Genomic DNA, 25,260 nt, shown 5'->3' with positions numbered 1-25,260 from the left:
AAGAGGCGGTAGGCAAAACAACTGTCTGCCACCCCTTCTTTTAAATGGAGTAACATAAATGATGAAAGAAATATTTGGCGAATTTTTAGGAACACTGCTCTTGCTCCTTTTGGGAAATGGTGTAGTCGCAGGTGTGGTTCTTCCCAAAACTAAGAGTCACAATTCAGGTTGGATTGTGATTACCATGGGATGGGGGATTGCCGTTGCCATAGCTGCTTTTGTATCCGGCAACCTTGGCCCAGCCCATCTGAACCCTGCCCTAACTATCGGAGTAGCTCTGAAAGGTGATTTGCCTTGGGCATCTGTTCTTCCTTACATCCTCGCTCAGTTTGCAGGTGCTATGGTCGGACAATTCCTTGTCTTCCTACAGTTCAAACCTCACTATCTAGCTGAAGAAAATCCGGCTAACGTCCTGGGTACATTCAGCACAGGCCCGGCTATCAAAGATACCTTCTCTAACCTGATTAGCGAGATCCTTGGAACCTTTGTCCTTGTGCTGACTATCTTCGCTCTTGGACTTTATAAACTGCAAGCAGGCATTGGCACTTTTGCAGTCGGAACACTCATTGTCGGAATTGGTCTCTCACTTGGTGGAACAACTGGCTATGCCCTCAACCCAGCTCGTGACTTAGGACCTCGCATCATGCACAGTCTTCTTCCTATTCCCAAAAAAGGAGATGGCGATTGGAGCTATGCTTGGATTCCAGTTGTCGGACCAATCATTGGAGCCGTCCTTGCAGTCCTAGTCTTTGGTTTATTCTAATATAACTGATTACCATTAGAGAACACTTGACGAGTGTTCTCTTTTTGTGACTAATTGAGGTGGAGACTAACCTTCCTAGCTTATGCTTAAGATAAAACCATTGCAATTTTGATAAAAGAAAAGACTTAGTTCTGTATCACAGAAAACTAAGTCCTTTTTAGAATGATTTTATCAACTCTAGCGAGCCGTTTCCGATTAACTCAAACGAGAGCTATTTCTCTTGGACAATTTCACCACAGCTTCGGTCCGAGCAGTATGCGGAAACATATCAACCGACTGGATATAGTGCACATCATAGACCTGGCTGAGCTTGACCAAATCGCGAGCCAGAGTTGAGACATTGCAGGAAACGTAGACCATCTTCTCAGGTGCATAACGAACAATCGTCTCCAGCAGCTTATCGTCCAGACCTGTTCGCGGCGGATCGACAATCAAGGCATCCGCCCGATAGCCTTCAGCATACCAGCGAGGAATAATCTCCTCTGCCGTTCCAGTCTCGTAGAGAGTATTGGCAAAGCCCATCCTTTTTGCATTGCGCTTGGCGTCTTCAATGGCCTCAGGGATGATGTCCATGCCCCTCAGAGATTTGACCCTTTTAGCAAAGGCAAAGCCAATGGTTCCCACTCCGCAATAAGCATCAATCAAATGGTCTTCTTCCGTTACATCCAGCGCCTTAATTGCCTCCCCGTAGAGCACCTCTGTCTGTTCAGGGTTGAGCTGATAGAAAGCTCGAGGCGATAGGGAGAACTCATAGTCCAGCACTCCCTCTTGGATAGCCGCCTCGCCCCAGATAATCTCTGTCTTATCCCCATAAATCTCACTAGACTTGCTCGTATGATAATTGACTGCTACTGTCTCCAGCTCTGGAAATTCAGCCACTAGGTCTTGAACGACTGGAGAAAAATCCAGCTTACGCCCCGTCACAAAAATCATCTGCACCTGACCCGTCTTTCTAGCCCTGCGAATCATGACAGTTCTCACTCCAGTAGTCTTTCGTTCATCATAAATAGGAAGCCTGTATTTACCTAAAAGCCGAGCCACCTTATTTATGATCTGTTGCGTCACCTTGTCCTGAACCAGACAGTTTTTCAGCGAGACCAGATAGTGGGAATTCTGGGCATAGAGCCCCGCCTTGACCTCATCCTTAAACTTCCGAGTCTGAAACTGCAGCTTGGCTCGATAATAGAGCGGCTCCTGCATACCAATGGTCGGCCGAATCTCATAGTTTTCATAACCAGCTGGCGCAAACTTTTTCAAGGCCTGACGCAGCAAATCTTCCTTAAACGCCAACTGCTTATCATAATGGAGGTGCATAATTTGACAGCCCCCGCAGCTATCATAAATCTCACAAGGCGCTTCCACCCGAAATTTCGACCGCTTGTTGATGGTCAAGAGCTTGGCCTCGATGAAATTACGCTGAACTCTGGTCACCTGACAGTAGACTTCCTCGCCTTTCAAAGCCCCAGGCACAAAGACCAGCGTTTTCTTATAAAATCCAATCCCTTCCCCATTAATCCCCATTTTCTTAATTTTCAAAGGGATTCTTTGCTTCACTTTCACATTCATGATTCTATTATACCACGCTGCCTCGCATTAGTTGAGAATATGGTACAATAAAAGTATGAAAGCAGAAAAAATATCCCTTCCACTAGCCCATTACCCTAAGCAAATACGAACTTATCTAGAGGGAGCCAACTTTTACGACAGCTCCTCACATTCTGGAGCCAGCGTTTTCTATGTTGATACAGGCTATTATTTGAAAATCGACCAAAAAGGGCAGTTAGCCCAAGAAGCCACACTTGCCAAATGGTTTGAGAAGCAAGGCCTCGGCGTACCTGTCATTTACTATCTGACGGCAGATAAAGATTACCTGCTGACTAAAGAAGCCGAGGGTAAGGACGCCCTAGCCTTTCTCCAACAGCCAGAAGAACTTTGCCAAACAATGGCTGCTGCACTAAAAAAACTTCACAGCATCCAACCCCAGCATTTCCCAATCCAGCATCGCCTCCAACTCTATAAAGGGCAAGCAGAGGAAAATTATCGGAAAGGCTGCTTTTATCAAAAAGCCTTACTGCCTCAATTTCATATCCAAAACCGAGAGGAAGCCTACCAGCTTATCCAAGAACAGGGAAAACTACTGACGGCGGATACCTTGATTCATGGAGATGCCTGCTTGCCTAATTTCATTCTGAAAGACGCTTCAACCTTCTCCTGCTTTATTGACCTTGGCCTCGCCGGCCTTAGCGACCGCCACATTGACCTTTTCTGGGCAATCTGGTCTCTTACTTATAATTTATCTGACCCTCAATACGCAGAGCTCTTTCTTGACTACTATGGCAGGAAGGATGTTGATACAGACAAACTGCGCTTGATAGCTGCATTTGAAGCATTTGGCTAAAAGAAAGGATTCTACCAAAATCTCTTATGAAAATCACAAAAATCGAAAAGAAAAAAAGACTCTACCTCTTGGAGTTGGACGACAGTGAAAAGCTCTATATCACAGAAGACACCATCGTTCGCTTCATGCTATCTAAAGGAATGGAAATCACAGAACAAGAGCTATTAGAAATTCAAGACTATGCCCAATTCTCCTACGGAAAAAATCTAGCCCTCTACCATCTCTCCTTCAAGCAAAGAACTGCCAAGGAAGTTAAAGACTACTTAACACAGCACGACATCCAACCAGAAATCATCAGCCAGGTCTTGGACAATCTAAAAAAGGATAATTGGATTAATGATAGAAAATATGCTAACTCTTTTATCCAATCCAACCTTCTCACTAGTGACAAAGGCGCTTTTGTTCTCAAGCAAAAACTCAGTCAAAAAGGGATTTCTAGCACTATCATAGAAGAAGAATTGAACCAGTTTGATTTTACTGAACTAACAGACAAGGTTGCCGAAAAGCTGCTCAAAAAGAACCAAGGAAAACTGCCCAGCAAGGCCTTACAAGATAAAATTCTCCAATCCCTGATAAACAAAGGTTTTTCATACAGCCAAGCCAAAACCGCCTATCAGCATTTGAAAATCGAAGAAGACCAAGAAAACCAGCAAGAACTGCTCTATAAAGAGCTAGACAAGCAATACCGCAAGTACTCAAAAAAGTACGATGGCTACGACCTAAAACAACGTTTAATCCAAGCTCTAGCCCGCAAAGGTTATGATTTCTCCGACATTGCCAGCGCCCTGAGAGAATATCTTTAAGATTTCCAATGAAAACTTATGCATTTCTATGAAAATATGTTACAATATAGAAGATGAACTTATAAATTGTAGAAAGTTGGTAAGTTATGAAACTTCCAAAAGAAGGCGACTTTATTACAATTCAAAGTTATAAGCATGATGGGAATCTTCACCGCACCTGGCGAGATACCATGGTACTAAAGACAACAGAAAACGCCATTATTGGCGTTAATGACCACACACTGGTAACAGAAAGTGATGGTCGACGTTGGGTAACACGTGAACCAGCCATTGTCTATTTTCATAAAAAATACTGGTTTAATATCATTGCCATGATTCGAGACAATGGAACTTCATATTACTGCAACCTAGCCAGTCCTTACTATCTGGATAATGAAGCTCTAAAATACATTGACTATGATTTAGACGTCAAAGTCTTTGCTGATGGTGAAAAACGCCTCTTGGATGTAGAAGAATATGAACGCCACAAAAAACAGATGCACTATTCTGATGATTTGGATTTCATTCTCAAAGAAAATGTCAAAATCCTAGTTGATTGGATTAACAACGGAAGAGGTCCATTTTCAGATGCTTATGTCAATATTTGGTACAAACGTTATGTTGAACTAAAGAATCGATAAAGTTGTCAAAGAGCGCAAGCTCTTTTTCTTTTGTCCAATTCGGCCTCACCAGAGGTCAAATTCTTGCAATCTCAAGCATTTTCGGGTATCATATAAGAAAATCCAGACTGTAAGAAAGGAGTCTCCCATGGCATTTACAAATACTCTCGGACGATATGCCAGCTTTGGCATCATGACGAGCCTCCCTGAAGAAATTATAGACTCATTCTGGTACGTTATTGATAACAATCTCAAAGGAGTCTTTGAACTTCGCCCAGTCCTCAAGTTCGAAATCATCAATAGCCAAGGAAGAGTATCTCTTCGCTTCTCACAAAAGAACTTCAACACCATTATTTCATTTGACTTAAACTATCAATTTGACCCTTTCTTTCCCAGAAAAGTCTACATAGTTGATAACAAGGGCAAAGAAACCATTATGCTATCTGACGAATACTCTTTGATGTAGTAAATCAAACTCAGCACATATAAAAACCTCTGAAAGCAACAAACAATGCTATCAGAGGTTTTTATCTTTAGTATTGTTCATCTCAAATGAAAAGTACATTTCAGAAGCTTGATACCTCCTAAACTCCCAGAACACTAGTCTTTAAAATCAAACTAAACCTGGTTAAGTAATCAAATCCCTTGCTTTCTAATAGGACTATACAAAGATACAGAAGCAGAAGCTTTAAAAAATTGTATTGCTTATTAACTCCGACTATAAGTAAGGAGTCTTAATAACAACATATGCTAGCTAAGTCATAGATACTGAAAACACAGTTTTCTTGAAAAACAAAAAAGATAGATCAGTATATCTATCTTCTATGTTATCTAGTCGGGAAGACAGGATTCGAACCTGCGACACCTTGGTCCCAAACCAAGTACTCTACCAAGCTGAGCTACTTCCCGGTGTTTAAACAATCTAAAAACGGAGCCCCAAGACTTCGCTTCCAAATGCACCCTAGAGGAGTCGAACCTCTAACCGCCTGATTCGTAGTCAGGTACTCTATCCAGTTGAGCTAAGGGTGCTCATCTTCTTCTACTGCCTCTTACAAGTCTATGCCGAGGACCGGAATCGAACCGGTACGATCGTTACCAATCGCAGGATTTTAAGTCCTGTGCGTCTGCCAGTTCCGCCACCCCGGCCGCCTCAAGCGAACGACGGGATTCGAACCCGCGACCCCCACCTTGGCAAGGTGATGTTCTACCACTGAACTACGTTCGCATCCTATTCAAAAATGCCGGCTACATGACTTGAACACGCGACCCTCTGATTACAAATCAGATGCTCTACCAACTGAGCTAAGCCGGCTCATTATTATCTTATATGCGGGTTAAGGGACTTGAACCCCCACGCCCTAAAGCGCCAGATCCTAAATCTGGTGCGTCTGCCAATTCCGCCAAACCCGCTCTTATGACCCGTACTGGGCTCGAACCAGTGACCCTTTGATTAAAAGTCAAATGCTCTACCAACTGAGCTAACGAGTCTCTTGCTTTTCTTGAAATCTTCTTGACTTCAACGGTCCCGACGGGAATCGAACCCGCGATCTTCGCCGTGACAGGGCGACGTGATAACCGCTACACTACGGGACCTATTCTTTTCAGAATATGGGAGTTAACGGGATCGAACCGCTGACCCTCTGCTTGTAAGGCAGATGCTCTCCCAGCTGAGCTAAACTCCCAAAGGGTGGAGTCTAGCTCAGCCAACAGTGAGAAACTTCGTTTCTCTCATCCGCCGATTGTAATTTCGATTTCCTCTCAATTACAACTAAGCTAAACTCCCTTCGCTAAGCGACTTCCATATCTCACAGGGGGCAACCCCCAACTACTTCCGGCGTTCTAGGGCTTAACTGCTGTGTTCGGCATGGGTACAGGTGTATCTCCTAGGCTATCGTCACTTAACTATTGAATTAACTTTCCTGTCCTCTCAGACAAGCCTTGTCAACTCAAAATTGAATACAATATCAAATCTCACAATTTTCTAAACCATTCGCTGCACTCTGATGAAGTTCTTATTTCTAGGATAAGTCCTCGAGCGATTAGTATTGGTCCGCTCCATTGCTCACACAACTTCCACTCCCAACCTATCAACCTGATCTTCTCTCAGGGCTCTTACTAACTTGCGTTATGGGAAATCTCATCTTGAGGTGGGTTTCACACTTAGATGCTTTCAGCGTTTATCCCTTCCCTACATAGCTACCCAGCGATGCTCTTGGCAGAACAACTGGTACACCAGCGGTAAGTCCACTCTGGTCCTCTCGTACTAGGAGCAGATCCTCTCAAATTTCCTACGCCCGCGACGGATAGGGACCGAACTGTCTCACGACGTTCTGAACCCAGCTCGCGTGCCGCTTTAATGGGCGAACAGCCCAACCCTTGGGACCGACTACAGCCCCAGGATGCGACGAGCCGACATCGAGGTGCCAAACCTCCCCGTCGATGTGAACTCTTGGGGAGATAAGCCTGTTATCCCCAGGGTAGCTTTTATCCGTTGAGCGATGGCCCTTCCATTCGGAACCACCGGATCACTAAGCCCGACTTTCGTCCCTGCTCGAGTTGTAGCTCTCGCAGTCAAGCTCCCTTATACCTTTACACTCTGCGACTGATTTCCAACCAGTCTGAGGGAACCTTTGGGCGCCTCCGTTACCTTTTAGGAGGCGACCGCCCCAGTCAAACTGCCCGTCAGACACTGTCTCCGTAGATGATTAACCTACCGGGTTAGAGTGGCCATAACACAAGGGTAGTATCCCAACAACGCCTCCATCGAAACTGGCGTCCCGATCTCGTAGGCTCCTACCTATCCTGTACATGTGGCACAGACACTCAATATCAAACTGCAGTAAAGCTCCATGGGGTCTTTCCGTCCTGTCGCGGGTAACCTGCATCTTCACAGGTACTAAAATTTCACCGAGTCTCTCGTTGAGACAGTGCCCAAATCATTACGCCTTTCGTGCGGGTCGGAACTTACCCGACAAGGAATTTCGCTACCTTAGGACCGTTATAGTTACGGCCGCCGTTTACTGGGGCTTCAATTCATACCTTCGCGTTACCGCTAAGCACTCCTCTTAACCTTCCAGCACCGGGCAGGCGTCACCCCCTATACATCATCTTACGATTTAGCAGAGAGCTGTGTTTTTGATAAACAGTTGCTTGGGCCTATTCACTGCGGCTGACTTCAGTCAGCACCCCTTCTCCCGAAGTTACGGGGTCATTTTGCCGAGTTCCTTAACGAGAGTTCTCTCGCTCACCTGAGGCTACTCGCCTCGACTACCTGTGTCGGTTTGCGGTACGGGTAGAGTATGATACAACGCTAGAAGCTTTTCTTGGCAGTGTGACATCACTCACTCGCTACTAAACTTCGCTCCCCATCACAGCTCAACGTTAGAGGTATAAGCATTTGACTCATACCACGCCTCACTGCTTAGACGTACATCCATTCGTACGCACGAGTTAGCCTACTGCGTCCCTCCATCACTTCATACTCTAGTACAGGAATCTCAACCTGTTGGCCATCGGATACACCTTTCGGTCTCTCCTTAGGTCCCGACTAACCCAGGGCGGACGAGCCTTCCCCTGGAAACCTTAGTCTTACGGTGGACAGGATTCTCACCTGTCTTGCGCTACTCATACCGGCATTCTCACTTCTATGCGTTCCAGCGCTCCTCACGGTACACCTTCACCACACATAGAACGCTCTCCTACCATACCTATAAAAGGTATCCACAGCTTCGGTAAATTGTTTTAGCCCCGGTACATTTTCGGCGCAGGGTCACTCGACTAGTGAGCTATTACGCACTCTTTGAATGAATAGCTGCTTCTAAGCTAACATCCTAGTTGTCTGTGCAACCCCACATCCTTTTCCACTTAACAATTATTTTGGGACCTTAGCTGGTGGTCTGGGCTGTTTCCCTTTCGACTACGGATCTTAGCACTCGCAGTCTGACTGCCGACCATAATTCATTGGCATTCGGAGTTTATCTGAGATTGGTAATCCGGGATGGACCCCTCACCCAAACAGTGCTCTACCTCCAAGAATCTTTATGTCGACGCTAGCCCTAAAGCTATTTCGGAGAGAACCAGCTATCTCCAAGTTCGTTTGGAATTTCTCCGCTACCCACAAGTCATCCAAGCACTTTTCAACGTGCCCTGGTTCGGTCCTCCAGTGCGTTTTACCGCACCTTCAACCTGCTCATGGGTAGGTCACATGGTTTCGGGTCTACATCATGATACTAAGGCGCCCTATTCAGACTCGGTTTCCCTACGGCTCCGTCTCTTCAACTTAACCTCGCATCATAACGTAACTCGCCGGTTCATTCTACAAAAGGCACGCTCTCACCCATGAACGGGCTCGAACTTGTTGTAGGCACACGGTTTCAGGTTCTATTTCACTCCCCTCCCGGGGTGCTTTTCACCTTTCCCTCACGGTACTGGTTCACTATCGGTCACTAGGGAGTATTTAGGGTTGGGAGATGGTCCTCCCAGATTCCGACGGGATTTCACGTGTCCCGCCGTACTCAGGATACTGCTAGGTACAGAATCTATTTAAAATACGAGGCTCTTACTCTCTCTGGCCAACTTTCCCAAGTCATTCTTCTATAAATTCTGAGTCCACAGCGCAGTCCTACAACCCCGAAGAGTAAACTCTTCGGTTTGCCCTCCTGCCTCTTCGCTCGCCGCTACTAAGGCAATCGCTTTTGCTTTCTCTTCCTGCAGCTACTTAGATGTTTCAGTTCACTGCGTCTTCCTCCTCATTTCCTTAACAGAAATGGGTAACAGGCATCAACCTGTTGGGTTCCCCCATTCGGACACCCCCGGATCGAAGCTTACTTACAGCTCCCCGAGGCATTTCGTCGTTTGTCACGTCCTTCTTCGGCTCCTAGTGCCAAGGCATCCACCGTGCGCCCTTACTAACTTAACCTTATTTTTGACCTTTCAGTCTTAAACTCATTAATATTCACAGCGTTTTCGGTTTATTTTCTTGTTACTATTTGATATCAGTATTCAATTTTCAATGGACAAGTAGGATAGCTATCAACCAAAGTTGAATTCCAGACTAACTTCTTAGGAAAAAAGACTAACTTCCTTGTGTTCATCGAACACAATGTCAGTTCTCTATTTTTCTACAGAAGTTCCCGCAAGCGGAACGTCTTCCATATCCTAATGGAGCCTAGCGGAATCGAACCGCTGACCTCCTGCGTGCAAAGCAGGCGCTCTCCCAGCTGAGCTAAGGCCCCACATAGCCCTCTCAAAACTAAACAAGACCCAAGTGCATTCCGTGTGTCCTTACGGACTCCTTAGAAAGGAGGTGATCCAGCCGCACCTTCCGATACGGCTACCTTGTTACGACTTCACCCCAATCATCTATCCCACCTTAGGCGGCTGGCTCCTTACGGTTACCTCACCGACTTCGGGTGTTACAAACTCTCGTGGTGTGACGGGCGGTGTGTACAAGGCCCGGGAACGTATTCACCGCGGCGTGCTGATCCGCGATTACTAGCGATTCCGACTTCATGTAGGCGAGTTGCAGCCTACAATCCGAACTGAGACTGGCTTTCAGAGATTAGCTTGCCGTCACCGGCTTGCGACTCGTTGTACCAGCCATTGTAGCACGTGTGTAGCCCAGGTCATAAGGGGCATGATGATTTGACGTCATCCCCACCTTCCTCCGGTTTATTACCGGCAGTCTCGCTAGAGTGCCCAACTCAATGATGGCAACTAACAATAGGGGTTGCGCTCGTTGCGGGACTTAACCCAACATCTCACGACACGAGCTGACGACAACCATGCACCACCTGTCACCTCTGTCCCGAAGGAAAACTCTATCTCTAGAGCGGTCAGAGGGATGTCAAGACCTGGTAAGGTTCTTCGCGTTGCTTCGAATTAAACCACATGCTCCACCGCTTGTGCGGGCCCCCGTCAATTCCTTTGAGTTTCAACCTTGCGGTCGTACTCCCCAGGCGGAGTGCTTAATGCGTTAGCTGCGGCACTAAGCCCCGGAAAGGGCCTAACACCTAGCACTCATCGTTTACGGCGTGGACTACCAGGGTATCTAATCCTGTTTGCTCCCCACGCTTTCGAGCCTCAGCGTCAGTTACAGACCAGAGAGCCGCTTTCGCCACCGGTGTTCCTCCATATATCTACGCATTTCACCGCTACACATGGAATTCCACTCTCCCCTTCTGCACTCAAGTTAAACAGTTTCCAAAGCATACTATGGTTAAGCCACAGCCTTTAACTTCAGACTTATCTAACCGCCTGCGCTCGCTTTACGCCCAATAAATCCGGACAACGCTCGGGACCTACGTATTACCGCGGCTGCTGGCACGTAGTTAGCCGTCCCTTTCTGGTAAGATACCGTCACAGTGTGAACTTTCCACTCTCACACCCGTTCTTCTCTTACAACAGAGCTTTACGATCCGAAAACCTTCTTCACTCACGCGGCGTTGCTCGGTCAGGGTTCCCCCCATTGCCGAAGATTCCCTACTGCTGCCTCCCGTAGGAGTCTGGGCCGTGTCTCAGTCCCAGTGTGGCCGATCACCCTCTCAGGTCGGCTATGTATCGTCGCCTTGGTGAGCCGTTACCTCACCAACTAGCTAATACAACGCAGGTCCATCTGGTAGTGATGCATTTGCATCTTTCAATCAATTATCATGCGATATTCAATATCATGCGGTATTAGCTATCGTTTCCAATAGTTATCCCCCGCTACCAGGCAGGTTACCTACGCGTTACTCACCCGTTCGCAACTCATCCAAGAAGAGCAAGCTCCTCTCTTCAGCGTTCTACTTGCATGTATTAGGCACGCCGCCAGCGTTCGTCCTGAGCCAGGATCAAACTCTCATTAAAAAGTTTGAGTTCGCACTCATTACTGTCCACTGACAGATTTATTTTCTCGTTTTTGACAGGTTACATATCTCTATGTCACCCTGCACTTGGTTCGTCTTGTTCAGTTTTCAAAGGGCTTTGTCTTTCGCGACAACTATATTAGTATATCACCTATACCACCAACCTGTCAAGACCTTTTTTACATTTTTTTGAAGTTTATTTTTTCAACTGTAAATATAAAGTTAATTTCTTTATGCGTAAGGTGCTTGTTCTATGTCAACTGACAGTTTAACTTTCTATAAAATTAAAAAGGTTGAGAAACTTGCTCTCAACCTTCTTTTCTTATTTATTTGACTTCTAACAGTCCAATATCTCCATCCTCACGACGGTATATAACATTTGTGCTACTGTCCTCTGCATCGGAATAGATAAAGAAATCATGCCCCAATAAATCCATCTGCAGAATCGCTTCTTCCAAGTCCATCGGCTTCAAATCGATATGTTTTGAACGGACAACTTTTGACGGAACTTCTTCTGCTTCTTCAGCAAAGGAATCTGTGAAAAGCTGGCTTGTAGCAACTTTATTGCGATTCTTTCTTTCAATCTTGGTCTTATTTTTGCGGATTTGGCGCTCAATCTTATCTGTGACCAAATCAATTGATCCATACATGTCCTGAGAGATATCTTCTGCACGAAGAGTGATGGAGCCTAGCGGAATTGTCACTTCCACTTTCGCAGTCTTTTCACGGTAAACCTTGAGGTTCACACGCGCATCAAGTTCTTGCTCTGCTTGGAAATACTTCTCAATCTTCTCAAGTTTAGAAACTACGTAGTCACGGAGAGCATCTGTTACTTCTAGGTTTTCACCACGGATACTATATTTAAGCATATAAGTACCTTCTTTCTAAACATAAATGTTTTATTTATAATATCATTATAACGCTTTCATCCTTTTTTTGCAAATTTTTTCTTATCTTGCGATTGAAAATGACAATACTTCTTTCACACCGGCTTCCAATAAGATTTGCCTGGCTAATTGCAAGGTTTTTCCAGTCGTATAGATATCATCAACCAGCAAAATTTTATCTGGCAAATCAACTCCATTCTTAATTTTAAAAGCCTGCTGCGTCTGCAGACGCTCCTCACGAGTCTTGCTAGACTGGGCTATGGTGTCTTTTTTCTCTAAGAGATTTCTATATGCTACTTTTCCTGCATCTAAAATCCCCTGCACTTGATTAAATCCTCGAACTTGAAATTTTTCGACACTGACTGGAATCGGAACGATGGTATGCTCTCTAAACATTCTGACTGCTTTTCTAGCTGCTTTTGCAAATACAAAGCGCAATGCATAGTCTCCCTGAAACTTATATTGACTGAAATAAGCCTTCATTGCTTGATTATAAGTAAATATTGACTGGTGCTGGACTAGATTCCCTTCTTTCTCCCACTTTTTGCAATCTGTGCATAAATCTGATTTACCGTCGCGAAAACAGCGAGGGCAATGCTCTTCAGATATGCTTTCAAAATTTTGATAACAAGTGGAGCAGCAGCTTGGTCCTTCTTCTTTTAATAGAAAAAGTCGTAAAAAACTACTTTTGTCCTCAATTTGCCCTTTGCATAAAAGACACTCTGTCATAATCCCGCCTCCTTATTCATATCTCTCATTTCCCGAATTGCCTTTTCCATAGCAAGGGTAGTCCCATCATGAAAAAATAGCAACTGTCCCGTCGGTCTATCCATACTACGGCCAACTCGGCCTGAAATCTGAACCAGAGCACTACGACTGAATAGGCGATGATTGGCTTCCAAGACAAAGACATCTACGCCAGGAAAAGTCACCCCACGCTCTAAGATAGTCGTTGTCACCAAAATAGTGATCTCCTTGCGACGAAACTGTTCAACAATCTCCAGACGATTTTCTGTTGTGGAGGCGACAAAAGCTAGCTTTTCATCCGGCAGAGCAATCTGCAGAGCCTGAGCAAAATCCTCTCCTCTTTGAATTTCTGCAGCAAATATCAAGAGAGGAAATTGAGTCTCCCTCTGTTTTTGTATATAGTTCAAAAGTTTAGGTGCTATTTTCTTCTTCTGAAGATACTTTTGAAAATCAGATAACCAAACTTTCTGAGGGATAGTCAAGGGATTACCATGAAATCTTCTGGGAAGACTTAGGCGTTTCAGCTCACCTTTTTGAACTCTTTTGTCCAGTTCATCTGTTGAAGTGGCTGTCAGAAAAATAGTTGTAGCATCCTCTTTCACAGAACGTTCTACAGCGTGATACAGCATGAGATTATCCACATAAGGAAAGGCGTCTACCTCATCCACAATCAGCAAATCAAAAGCCTGATAAAATTTCAAGAGTTGGTGAGTGGTAGCAATCACCAAGGGACTGCGTAAATAAGCTTCTGACTCCCCATGCAGAAGGGTTATTTCACAAGAAAAATCTTCTTTAAGGCGTCGATAAAGCTCTAAACAAACATCAATCCGCGGACTGGCCAAACAAACAGAACCACCTCTATCAATAACTCTTGCAAGCACTTGGTAAATCATTTCTGTTTTTCCAGCGCCAGTAACAGCATGCACTAACGTATTCTGTCTTTTCTCTAGCGCATCAAGTAAGCCTTTGGAGACTTTCCCCTGAAACTCTGTCAGTTGTCCCTGCCATTTAAGCACCTGATTTTTAGGAAAATCCTCTTGAGGAAAATAGTAGAGTTTTTGGTCACTCCGTACCCGACCCAAGATTAAGCATTCTCTACAATAATAAACTCCAATAGGTAGCTGATTTTCTCGTTCAATCAAGCTGTTGCAGCGTCCACAGAGGAGCTTGCCTTTTTCTTCTTGGATACTGGGAATTGCTTTTGCTTTTGCTCGCAAGCTAGGCTCTAACTGATTTTCTGTAAATATTCGTCCTAAACAATCTTGTAACTCTAACATACTTATATATTCGTAATTTTTTGGCAAAATTCATCTTTTTTTGTAAAATATAGTTATGGAATTTAAGACAATTAAAGAAGATGGCCTGGTTCAAGAGGAAATTAAAAAATCCCGCTTTATCTGCCATGTGAAAAGAGTTTACTCCGAGGAAGAGGCTCGCGCTTTTATAGCTACTATAAAAAAAGAACATTACAAGGCTACCCATAACTGCTCTGCCTTTATCATTGGAGAAAAGAGCGATATTAAGCGGACCAGTGATGATGGGGAGCCCAGCGGAACAGCCGGAGTCCCTATGCTGGGAGTCTTAGAGAAGCACGACTTGACCAATCTTTGCGTTGTGGTTACTCGCTATTTTGGCGGTATTAAACTAGGAGCTGGCGGTCTGATTCGAGCTTATGCCGGCAGTGTTGCTCTGGCTATTAAGGAGATTGGACTGGTTGAAATAAAAGAACAGGCTGGCCTGCGCCTAAAACTGTCTTACAGCCAATATCAGGATTTTGCGAATTTTCTCAAGGCAGAAAATCTTGCTGAATACGATACTGAATTTACTGATACTGTCTCCACTCTTCTTTTCGTTGACAAAGGTGAAGGAGAACTGCTCAAAGATAAACTGACTGAGTTTTTTAAGGGCAAATTGGAGATGGTGGATCAAGGACTGCGCCAAGTAGAAGTCCCCTTGACGTTTTGACATAAAGAAAAGCTATGGCTCTCATAGCTTTTTTATATTTTACAAAGCGCTTGTTTCATTTTATACTAATTCTATTAAATTATATTGAGGTATGTATCCTATGTCACGTATTTATCAAAATATTACAGAATTAATTGGGCAAACTCCCATTGTCAAATTGAACAACTTGGTTCCAGAAGGAGCCGCTGAGGTTTATGTGAAGTTAGAAGCTTTCAATCCTGGCTCTTCTGTTAAAGATCGGATTGCTCTCAGCATGATTGAGGCGGCTGAACGCGATGGCCTTATCAAGCCTGGCGATACTATCGTTGAAGCAACCAGCGGAAATACCGGTATTGGTCTTTCTTGGGTCGGTGCAGCCAAAGGCTACAAGGTTGTCATCGTTATGCCAGAGACCATGAGTGTGGAGCGTCGCAAGATTATTCAAGCCTATGGGGCAGAGCTAGTTTTGACTCCGGGTAGCGAGGGAATGAAAGGTGCTATTGCAAAAGCACAAGAAATCGCCCAAGAACGAAATGGCTGGCTGCCGCTGCAGTTTAACAACCCGGCCAATCCAGAGGTTCACGAACGAACAACAGGAGCAGAAATCATCGCTGCTTTCGGTGAAACTGGACTGGATGCCTTTGTTGGCGGTGTCGGAACTGGTGGAACTATTTCCGGTGTATCTCACGCCCTCAAAAAAGTTAATCCGAACATCCAAACCTACGCAGTTGAAGCAGACGAATCTGCTATCCTTTCTGGTGAGAAGCCAGGTCCTCACAAAATCCAAGGACTTTCAGCTGGATTCATTCCAGAGACCTTAGATACAGCAGCCTATGATGGGATTGTCCGCGTAACTTCTGATCAAGCACTGGAATTCGGACGCTATATTGGCGGTCAGGAAGGCTTCTTAGTGGGGATTTCATCTGCTGCTGCTATTTTCGCAGCTATTGAAGTAGCGAAAAAACTAGGAGCTGGCAAGAAAGTCCTTGCTCTGGCACCTGATAACGGCGAACGCTACCTGTCTACCGCTCTCTATGAATTTGATGCTTAGTATTTTTTTGAAAAACATGTCCATTTCAACTTAGCAGTCGGCTATGAATTGAATAGCAATTCTATCCAAGCAAAATATCCTGTTCTCTTATGGAACAGGATATTTTTTAAACCTTTTCTTCTTTTAAGAATTTTTTTGCCTCTTTGATCCAGATAGGCAGCTGTCTGCCTAAAGGCTCAAAACCAATTTTACAGCGGTCGTTTGAAAAGCGGTGGCGTCTAGGAAGGCGGTGCTTTTCTTCTTCTAGGGTCCGCATGGATAGACTGGACTTCCCAGAAAATTCATCATAGTCCACAACCTGTACCAAGACTTGCTGGCCAATCTTTACGCTATCATGGATATTTTCAATATAACCCGGACGAATTTCTGAAATATGAATCAGGCCAATCGTTCCGTTTTCTAGCTCAACAAAAGCTCCATAAGGCTGAATCCCAGTGATTTTGCCTTTTAATTTATCACCGATTTTCATCAGTCTTCTACCTCAATTGTCTCAATCACAACATCTTCCACCGGCTTGTCCATCGCACCCGTCTCAACAGCTGCAATCTTGTCCAAAACTTGATAGGAGGCTTCATCAGCCAGCTGACCAAAGACAGTGTGGCGCCGATCCAAATGCGGTGTTCCTCCCTGGCTGGCATAGACTTCAGCGATAGCTTCAGGCCAGCCGCCGCGGCTCAATTCCTTAGCTGAATAAGGAAGATCTTTATTTTGAACAATGAAGAATTGACTGCCGTTAGTATTCGGCCCAGCATTTGCCATGGAAAGAGCCCCACGAATATTGTATAACTCAGGTGAAAACTCATCTTCAAATTTCTCGCCATAGATAGACTGACCGCCCATACCGGTACCAGTAGGATCACCACCCTGAATCATAAAGTCCTGAATAATGCGGTGGAAAATCACACCGTCATAGTATCCTTCTTTAGCAAGTCCAATAAAGTTAGCAACTGTTTTTGGTGCCTGTTCTGGAAACAGCTGAATTTTCATGTTCCCATGATTAGTCTTGATAGTCGCTTTTGGACCTTCTGCTGCTGCAAGTTCTACTTGCGGAAAATGTAATTCTTTTTCTACCATACCTAACTCCTCTAAAGCGGCAAAAATACCGTCTTCTTCTACTGTTTTTGTAATATAATCTGCTCTTTTTCGCAGTTCCTCATGGGAAACGCCCATGGCAATGCCAATTCCTGCATAGTCAAACAATTCTAAATCATTGAGTCCGTCGCCAAAAACCATGACATTTTCAGGTTTCAAGCCCAGATGTTCGACAACCTTGGAAACTCCGGCTGCCTTGGAACCTTCTGTCGGTACAACATCTGACGAATGAGGATGCCAGCGAACCAAACGCAGATGCTCCGCTAACGCCTCTGGCAGCTGCAGGCTATCTCCTCTATCTTCAAAGGTCCAAAGCTGATAAATATCCTTGTCTAAATGAAAGTCTGGATTTACAGGCAAATCTGGATAAACCACATCAATGGCCTCTGAAATCAGAGAATTTCGATTGGACAAGGCTGCTCCATGGCTGCCGACCAGACCATAGTCAATCCCTTCCTCCTGAGCCCAAGCAATATAGGATGTCACTCTATCGGATGGGATAACCGTCTGAGAAATCACCTTTCCTTTGCTGTCTTCGACATAGGCTCCGTTCAGAGTAACGAAAAAGTCTGGCTGCAAAGCTCTCAGCTCCGGCACGACACCAAACATTCCTCGTCCAGACGCAATACCCGTCAAAATCCCTTTGTCCTTCAACTGCTTGAAAACTGTCTGGATAGAGTCTGGGATAAAACCTGTATCCTTGACCCGCAGGGTATCATCTATATCGAAAAAGACAATTTTTATCTTTTTTGCCTTATACTTTAATTTTGCGTCCATATCTCCCCTTGTCCAATCTTAATCTTTTCTATTATACCATTAAAAGTCTTCTTGTGGGACAAGATGGTGCTGAAAAGCATAAACAACTGCCTGAGTACGGTCGCTCACTTCCAGTTTAGACAGGATGTTTGAGACATGAGTCTTGACCGTTTTGAGGGAAATAAAAAGCTCATCTGCAATCCGTTGATTCTCATAACCCTTGGCTAACAGCCCTAAAATATCACGCTCACGAGCGGTCAAATCCTCATGGAGCTCGATATGGTTACGATGATACTCCACTTTCTTACTGACCTCTGTTTCAATGGCAAATTCTCCCTTGGCCACTTTTTTGACAGCACGGAGAATTTCTTCAGCGCTAGAAGTCTTGAGCATGTATCCATGAGCGCCTGCATCCAGAACAGGATAGATTTTTTCATTATCCAGATAAGAAGTCAAAATCAGAATCTTTGCTTCCGGCCACTCCTTTAAAATGGCCAGTGTCGCTTCAATCCCATTCATCTCAGGCATGACGATATCCATGATAATCACATCCGGACGACTTGCCAAAGCCTGCTCAACTCCTTCTTTACCATTGACTGCTTCAGATACTTCTGCTATATCATCTTGCAGTTCCAGATAACTTTTCAATCCCAATCTGACCATCTGGTGGTCATCCACTAACAATATCTTCATGATCTTCTCCTTCTAGTAAAGGTATCGTGATTTCAATAGAAAGGCCTTTTCTGGGGGCTGTCAAAAGCTTAAAAGTGCCCGCCATATCCCGTACACGGTCTTCCATATTTTTCAAGCCGTAGCTGAGTTCATCCTGAGCCAGCGGATCAAAACCAACGCCATTATCAGATACCTTGATTTTAAGTTCATTAGGTGCCTGATAGAGGTAAATATCCAGCCGACTGGCTTGAGCATGCCGCAGTGTGTTGTTGATAATTTCCTGCATGATTCTGAAGACATGCTCCTCCATCTGTTTGGGTAGATGCCCAACCTGATGATTGAAGTGAACATCAATATCGCTTTTATCAGTCAGCTCCTTGATAATTACATCCATACCTTCGACCAGAGTCTTATTTTCCAACTCTGTAGGTCGCAGGTGGAGCAGGAGAATCCGCAAATCCTTCTGGGCTGTATCCAGAATATCTGCAATCCCCTTGAGCTGCTTTTGCAGTTTTTGTCCATCGAGCCGTTCTACATTTCCAGCCACTCCTGAAAGAATCATATGGCTGCAAATAATTCCTGACTGACAGTATCGTGCAAATCACGCGCAATCCGCCGCCGTTCTTTTTCGATAATTTTCTCTTCTGTCTGCAGGGTTTGATTTTCAGACTTTTGGAGATTCTCTGTCAGACGGTGCAGCCTTCTCTCGAGCTGATGTAAAGAGCGATCCAGCTCGGGTTGGTCTGTCGGCTCCAGCCTCCGTCCATCTAGCAAATGCCGAAGATTTTTTTGCACATGGGCTACCGACAGATATTGTATCAAGCGGGCCGCAATCACAATCAGAATGGTCAGTGATAAACCGATAATCACAACAAAGAACACAAAAGACTGCAACAGCTCCAAATCATTAAAGAGCTCCTGCCAAGTGAAATCAAAAATATTAAAAATATAATGAAAGATAATAAATAAGACAAAGAAAGTATAGAGGAGAATGAGAAAATAATTTGATTTCTTCACTTTCTGACAACCTCCACATTTCCTAAGAAGCTGACGAGGACTATCTTCACTGTCTTATTGGCTCGTTTATAGTCTGGTGTCGTCAGCGAAATGGTTTCGTTACGCAGCTTGCGAGATGGATGATGCAGAAAGTTCAGCTCCCCGTAAAGAGTATTGATTTGCAGCTGAATTTCCACATCCAGTGGCACAATAATCTTGGTATCGCCAAACCCCTTTCGAATGACAATGACATTATCATGGTTGACCAAAATCACGTCTTCCAAATGAATGGTGTCTTTCCCAACGATACGCAAAAGATTGATATCGTGGAATTGGCAGCTGTCCTTAGAAAAATGCTGCAGGTCCCCCAACCAGCGATTTTTTTCACTCTGAATTTCCACATCTTCTTCGTAAACGAGATGGGTTTCTTGATTTTCCTTATAGATATAAGGGTAGGCCACAATCATCCCATAAACAAGCGCAAATAAAAGGGCAGCAATGACGTAGGGATTGAGCATAATAATGAAAAACAGCATAATCATGGAAGCAACCAGCAGAAAATTCCCTTTTTGCTTGCCGAAGTAATAATAGAGCAGCAGCAAAAAAAGGACCAAGATAATGACAACTCGTGAAAAATCAGCTGCCAACATGGTAACCAATGCCATGGATAATAAGACTATTTCAACAAAGACAAATAATTGAACCTTCCACATAGCCGTTTCCTTTCTCTACTTTCCTATTTTAACAAAATTAAACCAAAAATCCTCCGTCCAAGGCATGAAATGGGGAAATTTGTCCAGCAAAAAAGAAAAAAACATTCCTTTCAAGCCAGAAAGCTTAAAAGGAATAGTCTTTTATCATTGATGTTCTGAAGAACTAGAACTACTAGAATGACTTTCATCATCAGACGATGAACTGCTCTTTGAACTGCTAGATGAGGATGACGAGCTAGATGATGATGGTGTCGTTGCTTCAGTCACATAAAGAGTGATTTTTTCATTAGACTTGAGGTCAATTGTCTGACCTGCCGCTGGTGACTGGGAAGTTACCAAGTCTGCCTGAGTCGAAGTGACCGAACGGTCAACAACTCGCTCAATTCGAGACGAAGAAATTCCCATTTGAATCAAGTAAGAACGTGCATTAGCGTAGGTGTACTGCATGCTGCCAAAGTCAGGCATGGCCACACTAGTCACTGCTTTCGCCACTGTCAGCTTGATCTTATGATTAGAAGTCAAATCATAGGTCGAACCAGCTGCCGGAGACTGGCGAATGACCTGACCTGGCTCGTACTCGTCCGATTCCTCCTCAACAATCTCAATCAATTTCTCAGAAACATTATAGTTTGTTTTCAGATTTTCAACTACGGCTGATTTTGCCTGACCGACATAATCTTCCATGACAAAGGTCTTGGGTCCCTTGGAGATAATCAGGTCAATCTTGCTGCCTTCGCGGCGCTGACTGTTGGCCTGTGGATCAGTTTTAATGACTTTGCCGGATTCGACATTGTCGCTGTATTCTTCCTTTTCCTCTCCGACAACCAGCTTCTTAGCTTCAATAGCGGAGCGAGCCTCTGCTACAGTCTGGCCAGAAACATCTGGCACGCTGGTGTTGGACGGGCTGTTATAGAGAAGGACGACAAAGGCGGCCAAAACCAATAGGATAGCAAAGAAAAGAACCTTGTAACGCGTTCTCAAACGGCGTTTCTTTGGAGCTTTCTTAACCGCATCAGATGTCTCTTCCTTAATTTCATCCGCTTCCGTTTTAGCCGGAGTTGGCTTAACAGGTGGAACTGCTGGCTGAGGTACAGGTGAGATTTTTGGCAAGGTCTTGGTGTCTGCTTTCGCTACATCATCAAAGACTAATTTCTTTTCATTACGGCGCTCATAGGATAAGCTGCTGGACAAATCAACATACATCTCTGCAACCGACTGATAGCGATCCGTCAGTTTTTTGGCTGTTGCCTTAATGACGACATTTTCCAAGGCCTGAGGCACATTAGGATTTTCAGAAATGATGGATGGCAGCGGCTTTTGGAAATGCTGCAGGGCAATCGTAACGGCACTATCCCCATCATAAGGGATATGACCAGTCAGCATCTCATAAAAAATAATCCCCATCGCATAAATATCACTCTGAACAGTTGCTTTAGAGCCACGTGCCTGCTCAGGCGATAGATAATGAACTGAGCCTAGCATTGAGTTAGTCTGAGTCAGACTTGTCTCCGCAAAGGCCACCGCAATCCCAAAGTCTGTTACCTTGGCATTGCCATCTGGGGTCAAGAGGACATTTTGTGGTTTCAGGTCACGATGGACAATACCGCGTGTATGCGCCAAGCGCATCGCCAGCAAGATTTGTCCCATGATTCTGACTGCTTCTTCATTTGAAATCGGAGAATTCTCTTTGATATAGCGCTTGAGGTCAAGACCTGCCACGTATTCCATAGCCAGATACTGCTGGCCGTCTTCTTCTCCAATATCAGTAATCCGAACGATGTGCGGATGGTCCAAGTCAGCCATCGCCTTGGCTTCCCGCTGGAAGCGTGCAACAGCAATAGGATCTGTCTGGTAATTGGTCCTAAGAACCTTTACCGCAACTTCCTCACCATCCAAAATCAAGTCCTTGGCCAGATAGACATCTGCCATGCCTCCGCGGCCAATCTGCTTGATGATTTTATATCGCCCGGCAAAGATTTTGCCGATTTGAATCATGCCTTATCCTCCTTGTCAAAGCGAACCAGAGCAACTGTGATGTTATCCAGTCCTCCAGCATTGTTGGCAAAGCGAATTAAGGTTTGTGTTTTTTCAGACAGGCTGATGTCGCTGGTGACAATGTCACAAATTTCACTGTCTGAAATCATATTAGTCAGACCATCACTGTTGAGCAGAAGGTAGTCACCATCTTCCAAGGTAATCATGCCATAGTCAGGCTGTACTTCGTCTTTTTGACCAATAGACTGGGTAATGATATTCTTCTGCGGATGACGCTCTGCTTCTTCTGGAGTAATCTGTCCAGCTTTCAATAAAGCATTAACAAGCGAGTGATCATTAGTCAGCTGGCGGTATTCATCACCGCGGATCAAGCCAATGCGAGAATCGCCGATATGGGCATAGATGGCTTGATTATCAATGATAGCCAAGGCTTCCAAAGTCGTGCCCATGCCCTTGTATTCTTCATCTTGACCAAATTGATGAATGCGCTGATTTTCCTCTTCCAAATGCTCCGCAAACCATTCACGTACTTGATTCACCGAATCAATCTGTGTATCAACCCAGGCAGCTCCTAAGTCTGTCACAGCCATTTCGCTGGCAATGTTTCCAGCTCTGTGACCGCCCATACCATCTGCCAAGATGATCAGGGTCTTGCCCGCCCGATTCACAAAAAGATTGGCATAATCTTGGTTATTTGTACGCTTTTGACCAACATCTGTTAATAATGAAATTTCCATACTGTCAGTTTCCTCCTCTTATTCCGATATCTTCCTAAATTGACTGATAAAAAATCCGTCGCTTTCATATAATTCCGGCGTAATCAAGATACAGCCGTCTTTGACGATATCTTTTCTTTCATGATCTAATAAGACTTGCTCAAAATTCGGATGACTGGCCAAAAATTTTTCGACAACCTCAAAATTCTCTTTGGCCATAATCGTGCAAGTACTATAAGCTATTATACCACCTTTACGTAGACTTTGACAAACGCTGTCTAGTATATCTAGCTGAATTTTTTGTAAATTCTCAAAATCTGCATTTTCTTTATTATATTTTATATCTGGTTTGCGGCGAATTAAGCCAATACCAGAGCAAGGAGCGTCCACCAGGATTTTATCGAAAGCATCTGGGCCAAAAGTCTCAAATACCTTGGTTGCGTCTAGCTTTTTAGTAGTGATTTTATCTGCCAAGCCCAGCCGTTTTGCATTTTCTTCTACGAGCTCTAACTTATGATCGTAGAGGTCCAAGGCTGTAATGTGGCCGCTCGTCAGATAGGAAGCCATGTGGACAGTCTTGCCCCCCGGTGCACTGCAGGCATCCAGAATCTGCTCCTCTCCTTCGATGGCCAGAGCAGGAGCCACAAGCTGGCTAGACTCATCCTGAATCGTAATCGTTCCGCTTTCAAAAAGGTGATGCCCAGCAAAATGCCCCTGTTTCTTAACCAAGGCTGACGGAGATAAGAGCGAGTCCTCAGCCCCTAAAAGCTGGCGAAGCTCTGCCTTGCGCGACATATCTGTCACGCGAATACTAGCCTTACTGCGGACAAAGAGACTGGCAAAGATAGCTAGGGCTCTTTCTTCGCCATACTCTTCTATCAGGTCTTTGACCAGCCAGACCGGCAGAGAATACTGGATCGAATAGCGCTTGTTTTTGCGCTTGATCGTTTTAAAATCAGCTACACCCTCACGCTCAATCCTGCGTAACAAGGCATTGACAAATTTCTCGCTGCCGCGCTTACGGATTTTCGCAATTTCAACAGCCTCATGAACAGCTGCATGCTGAGGGATTTTATCCAGATAGAGCATCTGGTACAGACTGAGCATAAGCAGAATGTAGAGCCAGTTATTTAATTTGTCCCTATCCTCAATCAGGTTAGAAAGATACCACTCCAGAGTGATTTTCCGAGCAACTGTGCCGTAAACCAGCTCTGTTACCAGACCTTTATCTGCTTGACTCAGTAGGCTTTGACTCAGAGCTCGGTTTATGGCGATATTGGAATAGGCTCCTTCTTCAAAAACTTCTTCCAAAATTTCCAAGGCCTGCCAACGGGCCGTTTTTTGCTTACTTTCCAAAAGTATCTCCTATAGACAGGCTGCGGCCCAGTCCATTCAAAAAATCAACGATAGCCATCTTGGGTTTACCAGCAGGCTGAACTGTCTTCAGCGAGAGAGCTCCCTGACCAGCTGCGACCACAAGCTCTTTTTTACTAATAGACAATATCTGTCCAGGCTGACCGCTGCCAGCCGTCATATCTGCTTCGTAAATCTTAAAGCGTTGCCCCTGCAGCAAGGTATGAGCTACCGGCCAAGGATACATGCCACGAATTTGATTGAAAATTTGGCGGTTTGTTTTGCTCCAGTCTACCCGCTCTTCTTCTGGGCTGATATTCGGTGAGAAAGTGACCTGGCTAGGATCCTGCGGCTGAGGTGTAATCTGCCCTGCCCTATAAGCTGGCAGCACATCCAACAACAAATCTCGACCGATAAACGCCAATTTCTCAAAGAGAGTTCCGACATTGTCAGTCTCTTCAATCGGCGTCGCCTTGCTGGCTATCATGTCTCCGGCATCCATTTCCTTGACCATTTCCATAATCGTAACACCCGCTTGCTCATCTCCATTGATCAGAGCATAATGGATAGGTGCCCCACCTCGGTATTTAGGTAGCAAAGAGGCATGAACATTCACCGCAAAGTCAACACTGTCCAGCAAACGGCTAGGCAAAAACTGCCCAAAAGCAGCTGTGACAATACCATCTGCTTCTAAGTTCATCAACTCCTCTATATCCGAGCTTTGTGCCAGCTTTTCCGGTTGATAAACCGGCAGCTTGTATTCTAAGGCCAATTCTTTTACTGGAGTCATGCGTATCTCTCTTTTACGGCCGACGGCACGGTCCGGCTGCGTCACCACGGCTAACACTTGGTATTGACCGCTGTCCAGCAGCCCTTTTAAGACAGTCGCTGAGAAGTCCGGTGTTCCCATAAATATTATTTTCATCATTT

General features: G+C 44.8%; 19 protein-coding genes, 10 tRNA genes, 3 rRNA genes and 1 pseudogene. 7 read left to right on the top strand and 26 right to left on the bottom strand.

Annotated elements, in window-relative coordinates; all coding sequences use genetic code 11:
* Positions 1–58 precede the first annotated feature (58 nt).
* Positions 59–763 carry an aquaporin family protein gene (locus FFV08_03110; GenBank protein QLB51734.1) on the top strand — a complete coding sequence of 235 codons (705 nt, stop codon included), beginning with the start codon at positions 59–61 and terminating at the stop codon, positions 761–763.
* 195 nt (positions 764–958) lie between these two features.
* Here the strand turns inward: FFV08_03110 and rlmD are convergent, their stop codons facing one another.
* Positions 959–2,329, bottom strand: a complete 1,371-nt coding sequence (gene rlmD / locus FFV08_03105) for a 23S rRNA (uracil(1939)-C(5))-methyltransferase RlmD (GenBank protein QLB51733.1) — start codon at positions 2,327–2,329, stop codon at positions 959–961.
* Positions 2,330–2,384: 55 nt separating this feature from the next.
* Between rlmD and FFV08_03100 the strand changes: the two genes are divergently transcribed.
* The 4 genes from FFV08_03100 to FFV08_03085 all read left to right on the top strand — a co-directional run bounded on the left by FFV08_03100 (position 2,385) and on the right by FFV08_03085 (position 5,029).
* The gene (locus tag FFV08_03100) at positions 2,385–3,161 is read left to right on the top strand and encodes an aminoglycoside 3'-phosphotransferase (GenBank protein ID QLB51732.1); all 777 of its coding nucleotides are present in this window, start codon (positions 2,385–2,387) and stop codon (positions 3,159–3,161) included.
* A gap of 26 nt (positions 3,162–3,187) precedes the next feature.
* Positions 3,188–3,964, top strand: a complete 777-nt coding sequence (recX, locus tag FFV08_03095) for a recombination regulator RecX (GenBank protein ID QLB51731.1) — start codon at positions 3,188–3,190, stop codon at positions 3,962–3,964.
* 86 nt (positions 3,965–4,050) lie between these two features.
* Complete coding sequence (locus tag FFV08_03090; protein QLB51730.1) at positions 4,051–4,584, top strand: DUF402 domain-containing protein; 534 nt, start codon at positions 4,051–4,053, stop codon at positions 4,582–4,584.
* A 127-nt stretch (positions 4,585–4,711) separates the two neighbouring features.
* A complete protein-coding gene (locus tag FFV08_03085; protein QLB51729.1) occupies positions 4,712–5,029 on the top strand; it encodes a hypothetical protein in 318 nt (105 codons plus the stop codon).
* A 366-nt stretch (positions 5,030–5,395) separates the two neighbouring features.
* Here FFV08_03085 and FFV08_03080 read toward each other — a convergent pair.
* From FFV08_03080 to FFV08_03005, 16 genes are all read right to left on the bottom strand, one after another.
* Positions 5,396–5,472, bottom strand: a tRNA-Pro gene (locus FFV08_03080).
* A gap of 46 nt (positions 5,473–5,518) precedes the next feature.
* Positions 5,519–5,592: transfer RNA gene (locus FFV08_03075), tRNA-Arg, on the bottom strand.
* Between the two features lie 31 nt (positions 5,593–5,623).
* A tRNA-Leu gene (locus tag FFV08_03070) sits at positions 5,624–5,709 on the bottom strand.
* 7 nt (positions 5,710–5,716) lie between these two features.
* Positions 5,717–5,788: transfer RNA gene (locus tag FFV08_03065), tRNA-Gly, on the bottom strand.
* Positions 5,789–5,802: 14 nt separating this feature from the next.
* Positions 5,803–5,875: transfer RNA gene (locus tag FFV08_03060), tRNA-Thr, on the bottom strand.
* Between the two features lie 16 nt (positions 5,876–5,891).
* Positions 5,892–5,973: transfer RNA gene (locus tag FFV08_03055), tRNA-Leu, on the bottom strand.
* 5 nt (positions 5,974–5,978) lie between these two features.
* A tRNA-Lys gene (locus tag FFV08_03050) sits at positions 5,979–6,051 on the bottom strand.
* A gap of 32 nt (positions 6,052–6,083) precedes the next feature.
* Positions 6,084–6,156 (bottom strand) — tRNA-Asp (locus tag FFV08_03045).
* A 16-nt stretch (positions 6,157–6,172) separates the two neighbouring features.
* Positions 6,173–6,245, bottom strand: a tRNA-Val gene (locus FFV08_03040).
* Positions 6,246–6,349: 104 nt separating this feature from the next.
* Positions 6,350–6,465, bottom strand: a 5S ribosomal RNA gene (gene rrf / locus FFV08_03035).
* Between the two features lie 116 nt (positions 6,466–6,581).
* Positions 6,582–9,482: ribosomal RNA gene (locus FFV08_03030) — 23S ribosomal RNA — on the bottom strand.
* 242 nt (positions 9,483–9,724) lie between these two features.
* A tRNA-Ala gene (locus FFV08_03025) sits at positions 9,725–9,797 on the bottom strand.
* Positions 9,798–9,854: 57 nt separating this feature from the next.
* A 16S ribosomal RNA gene (locus FFV08_03020) occupies positions 9,855–11,408 on the bottom strand.
* Together the 16S, 23S and 5S rRNA genes with 10 tRNA genes alongside form the textbook arrangement of a ribosomal RNA operon.
* A gap of 326 nt (positions 11,409–11,734) precedes the next feature.
* On the bottom strand, positions 11,735–12,277 hold the full coding sequence (gene raiA, locus FFV08_03015; protein QLB51728.1) for a ribosome-associated translation inhibitor RaiA: 543 nt from the start codon (positions 12,275–12,277) through the stop codon (positions 11,735–11,737).
* An 81-nt stretch (positions 12,278–12,358) separates the two neighbouring features.
* The gene (locus FFV08_03010; GenBank protein ID QLB51727.1) at positions 12,359–13,024 is read right to left on the bottom strand and encodes a ComF family protein; all 666 of its coding nucleotides are present in this window, start codon (positions 13,022–13,024) and stop codon (positions 12,359–12,361) included.
* Positions 13,021–14,319, bottom strand: coding sequence for a DEAD/DEAH box helicase (locus FFV08_03005; protein ID QLB51726.1), 1,299 nt, complete (start codon positions 14,317–14,319; stop codon positions 13,021–13,023). Before FFV08_03005 ends, FFV08_03010 begins: the two co-directional genes overlap by 4 nt.
* Positions 14,320–14,374: 55 nt before the next feature.
* Here FFV08_03005 and FFV08_03000 point away from each other — a divergent pair, with 55 nt between their 5' ends.
* Together FFV08_03000 and cysK are read left to right on the top strand one after the other, a co-directional pair.
* On the top strand, positions 14,375–15,007 hold the full coding sequence (locus tag FFV08_03000) for a YigZ family protein (GenBank protein QLB51725.1): 633 nt from the start codon (positions 14,375–14,377) through the stop codon (positions 15,005–15,007).
* A 100-nt stretch (positions 15,008–15,107) separates the two neighbouring features.
* On the top strand, positions 15,108–16,037 hold the full coding sequence (cysK, locus tag FFV08_02995) for a cysteine synthase A (protein QLB51724.1): 930 nt from the start codon (positions 15,108–15,110) through the stop codon (positions 16,035–16,037).
* Positions 16,038–16,143: 106 nt separating this feature from the next.
* Here the strand turns inward: cysK and FFV08_02990 are convergent, their stop codons facing one another.
* The 9 genes and pseudogenes from FFV08_02990 to FFV08_02950 form a co-directional block, all read right to left on the bottom strand.
* Positions 16,144–16,506, bottom strand: a complete 363-nt coding sequence (locus tag FFV08_02990; protein ID QLB51723.1) for a S1 RNA-binding domain-containing protein — start codon at positions 16,504–16,506, stop codon at positions 16,144–16,146.
* Positions 16,506–17,906: a bifunctional Cof-type HAD-IIB family hydrolase/peptidylprolyl isomerase gene (locus tag FFV08_02985; protein QLB51722.1), complete on the bottom strand. Its 1,401-nt coding sequence runs from the start codon at positions 17,904–17,906 to the stop codon at positions 16,506–16,508. The genes FFV08_02990 and FFV08_02985 overlap by 1 nt, the downstream gene beginning before the upstream one ends.
* 39 nt (positions 17,907–17,945) lie before the next feature.
* Positions 17,946–18,578 carry a response regulator transcription factor gene (locus FFV08_02980; protein ID QLB51721.1) on the bottom strand — a complete coding sequence of 211 codons (633 nt, stop codon included), beginning with the start codon at positions 18,576–18,578 and terminating at the stop codon, positions 17,946–17,948.
* Positions 18,556–19,574: pseudogene (locus FFV08_02975) on the bottom strand (sensor histidine kinase). Before FFV08_02975 ends, FFV08_02980 begins: the two are co-directional and overlap by 23 nt.
* Positions 19,571–20,266 carry a transporter gene (locus FFV08_02970; protein QLB51720.1) on the bottom strand — a complete coding sequence of 232 codons (696 nt, stop codon included), beginning with the start codon at positions 20,264–20,266 and terminating at the stop codon, positions 19,571–19,573. The pseudogene FFV08_02975 and the gene FFV08_02970 overlap by 4 nt, the downstream one beginning before the upstream one ends.
* Positions 20,267–20,410: 144 nt before the next feature.
* Positions 20,411–22,261 (bottom strand): Stk1 family PASTA domain-containing Ser/Thr kinase, encoded by a 1,851-nt coding sequence (pknB, locus tag FFV08_02965; protein QLB51719.1) that lies wholly within the window; start codon positions 22,259–22,261, stop codon positions 20,411–20,413.
* Positions 22,258–22,998 carry a Stp1/IreP family PP2C-type Ser/Thr phosphatase gene (locus tag FFV08_02960; GenBank protein QLB51718.1) on the bottom strand — a complete coding sequence of 247 codons (741 nt, stop codon included), beginning with the start codon at positions 22,996–22,998 and terminating at the stop codon, positions 22,258–22,260. The genes pknB and FFV08_02960 overlap by 4 nt, the downstream gene beginning before the upstream one ends.
* Positions 22,999–23,016: 18 nt before the next feature.
* Positions 23,017–24,333, bottom strand: a complete 1,317-nt coding sequence (gene rsmB / locus FFV08_02955; GenBank protein QLB51717.1) for a 16S rRNA (cytosine(967)-C(5))-methyltransferase RsmB — start codon at positions 24,331–24,333, stop codon at positions 23,017–23,019.
* The gene (locus FFV08_02950) at positions 24,323–25,258 is read right to left on the bottom strand and encodes a methionyl-tRNA formyltransferase (GenBank protein ID QLB51716.1); all 936 of its coding nucleotides are present in this window, start codon (positions 25,256–25,258) and stop codon (positions 24,323–24,325) included. The genes rsmB and FFV08_02950 overlap by 11 nt, the downstream gene beginning before the upstream one ends.
* Between the last annotated feature and the right edge of the window lie 2 nt (positions 25,259–25,260).

Origin of the sequence: Streptococcus sanguinis (assembly GCA_013378335.1) — a bacterium.
Taxonomy (GTDB): domain Bacteria; phylum Bacillota; class Bacilli; order Lactobacillales; family Streptococcaceae; genus Streptococcus; species Streptococcus sanguinis_I.
Note: the sequence above shows the minus strand (reverse complement) of the source record. Positions and strands in the feature narration are given on the sequence as shown.

Excerpts from the sequence above, each read along its gene's own strand:
- FFV08_03110 (QLB51734.1), top strand. The coding sequence starts at position 59 with ATGATGAAAGAAATATTTGGCGAATTTTTAGGAACACTGCTCTTGCTC.
- rlmD (QLB51733.1), bottom strand. The coding sequence starts at position 2,329 with ATGAATGTGAAAGTGAAGCAAAGAATCCCTTTGAAAATTAAGAAAATG.
- FFV08_03100 (QLB51732.1), top strand. The coding sequence starts at position 2,385 with ATGAAAGCAGAAAAAATATCCCTTCCACTAGCCCATTACCCTAAGCAA.
- recX (QLB51731.1), top strand. The coding sequence starts at position 3,188 with ATGAAAATCACAAAAATCGAAAAGAAAAAAAGACTCTACCTCTTGGAG.
- FFV08_03090 (QLB51730.1), top strand. The coding sequence starts at position 4,051 with ATGAAACTTCCAAAAGAAGGCGACTTTATTACAATTCAAAGTTATAAG.
- FFV08_03085 (QLB51729.1), top strand. The coding sequence starts at position 4,712 with ATGGCATTTACAAATACTCTCGGACGATATGCCAGCTTTGGCATCATG.
- raiA (QLB51728.1), bottom strand. The coding sequence starts at position 12,277 with ATGCTTAAATATAGTATCCGTGGTGAAAACCTAGAAGTAACAGATGCT.
- FFV08_03010 (QLB51727.1), bottom strand. The coding sequence starts at position 13,024 with ATGACAGAGTGTCTTTTATGCAAAGGGCAAATTGAGGACAAAAGTAGT.
- FFV08_03005 (QLB51726.1), bottom strand. The coding sequence starts at position 14,319 with ATGTTAGAGTTACAAGATTGTTTAGGACGAATATTTACAGAAAATCAG.
- FFV08_03000 (QLB51725.1), top strand. The coding sequence starts at position 14,375 with ATGGAATTTAAGACAATTAAAGAAGATGGCCTGGTTCAAGAGGAAATT.
- cysK (QLB51724.1), top strand. The coding sequence starts at position 15,108 with ATGTCACGTATTTATCAAAATATTACAGAATTAATTGGGCAAACTCCC.
- FFV08_02990 (QLB51723.1), bottom strand. The coding sequence starts at position 16,506 with ATGAAAATCGGTGATAAATTAAAAGGCAAAATCACTGGGATTCAGCCT.
- FFV08_02985 (QLB51722.1), bottom strand. The coding sequence starts at position 17,906 with ATGGACGCAAAATTAAAGTATAAGGCAAAAAAGATAAAAATTGTCTTT.
- FFV08_02980 (QLB51721.1), bottom strand. The coding sequence starts at position 18,578 with ATGAAGATATTGTTAGTGGATGACCACCAGATGGTCAGATTGGGATTG.
- FFV08_02970 (QLB51720.1), bottom strand. The coding sequence starts at position 20,266 with ATGTGGAAGGTTCAATTATTTGTCTTTGTTGAAATAGTCTTATTATCC.
- pknB (QLB51719.1), bottom strand. The coding sequence starts at position 22,261 with ATGATTCAAATCGGCAAAATCTTTGCCGGGCGATATAAAATCATCAAG.
- FFV08_02960 (QLB51718.1), bottom strand. The coding sequence starts at position 22,998 with ATGGAAATTTCATTATTAACAGATGTTGGTCAAAAGCGTACAAATAAC.
- FFV08_02950 (QLB51716.1), bottom strand. The coding sequence starts at position 25,258 with ATGATGAAAATAATATTTATGGGAACACCGGACTTCTCAGCGACTGTC.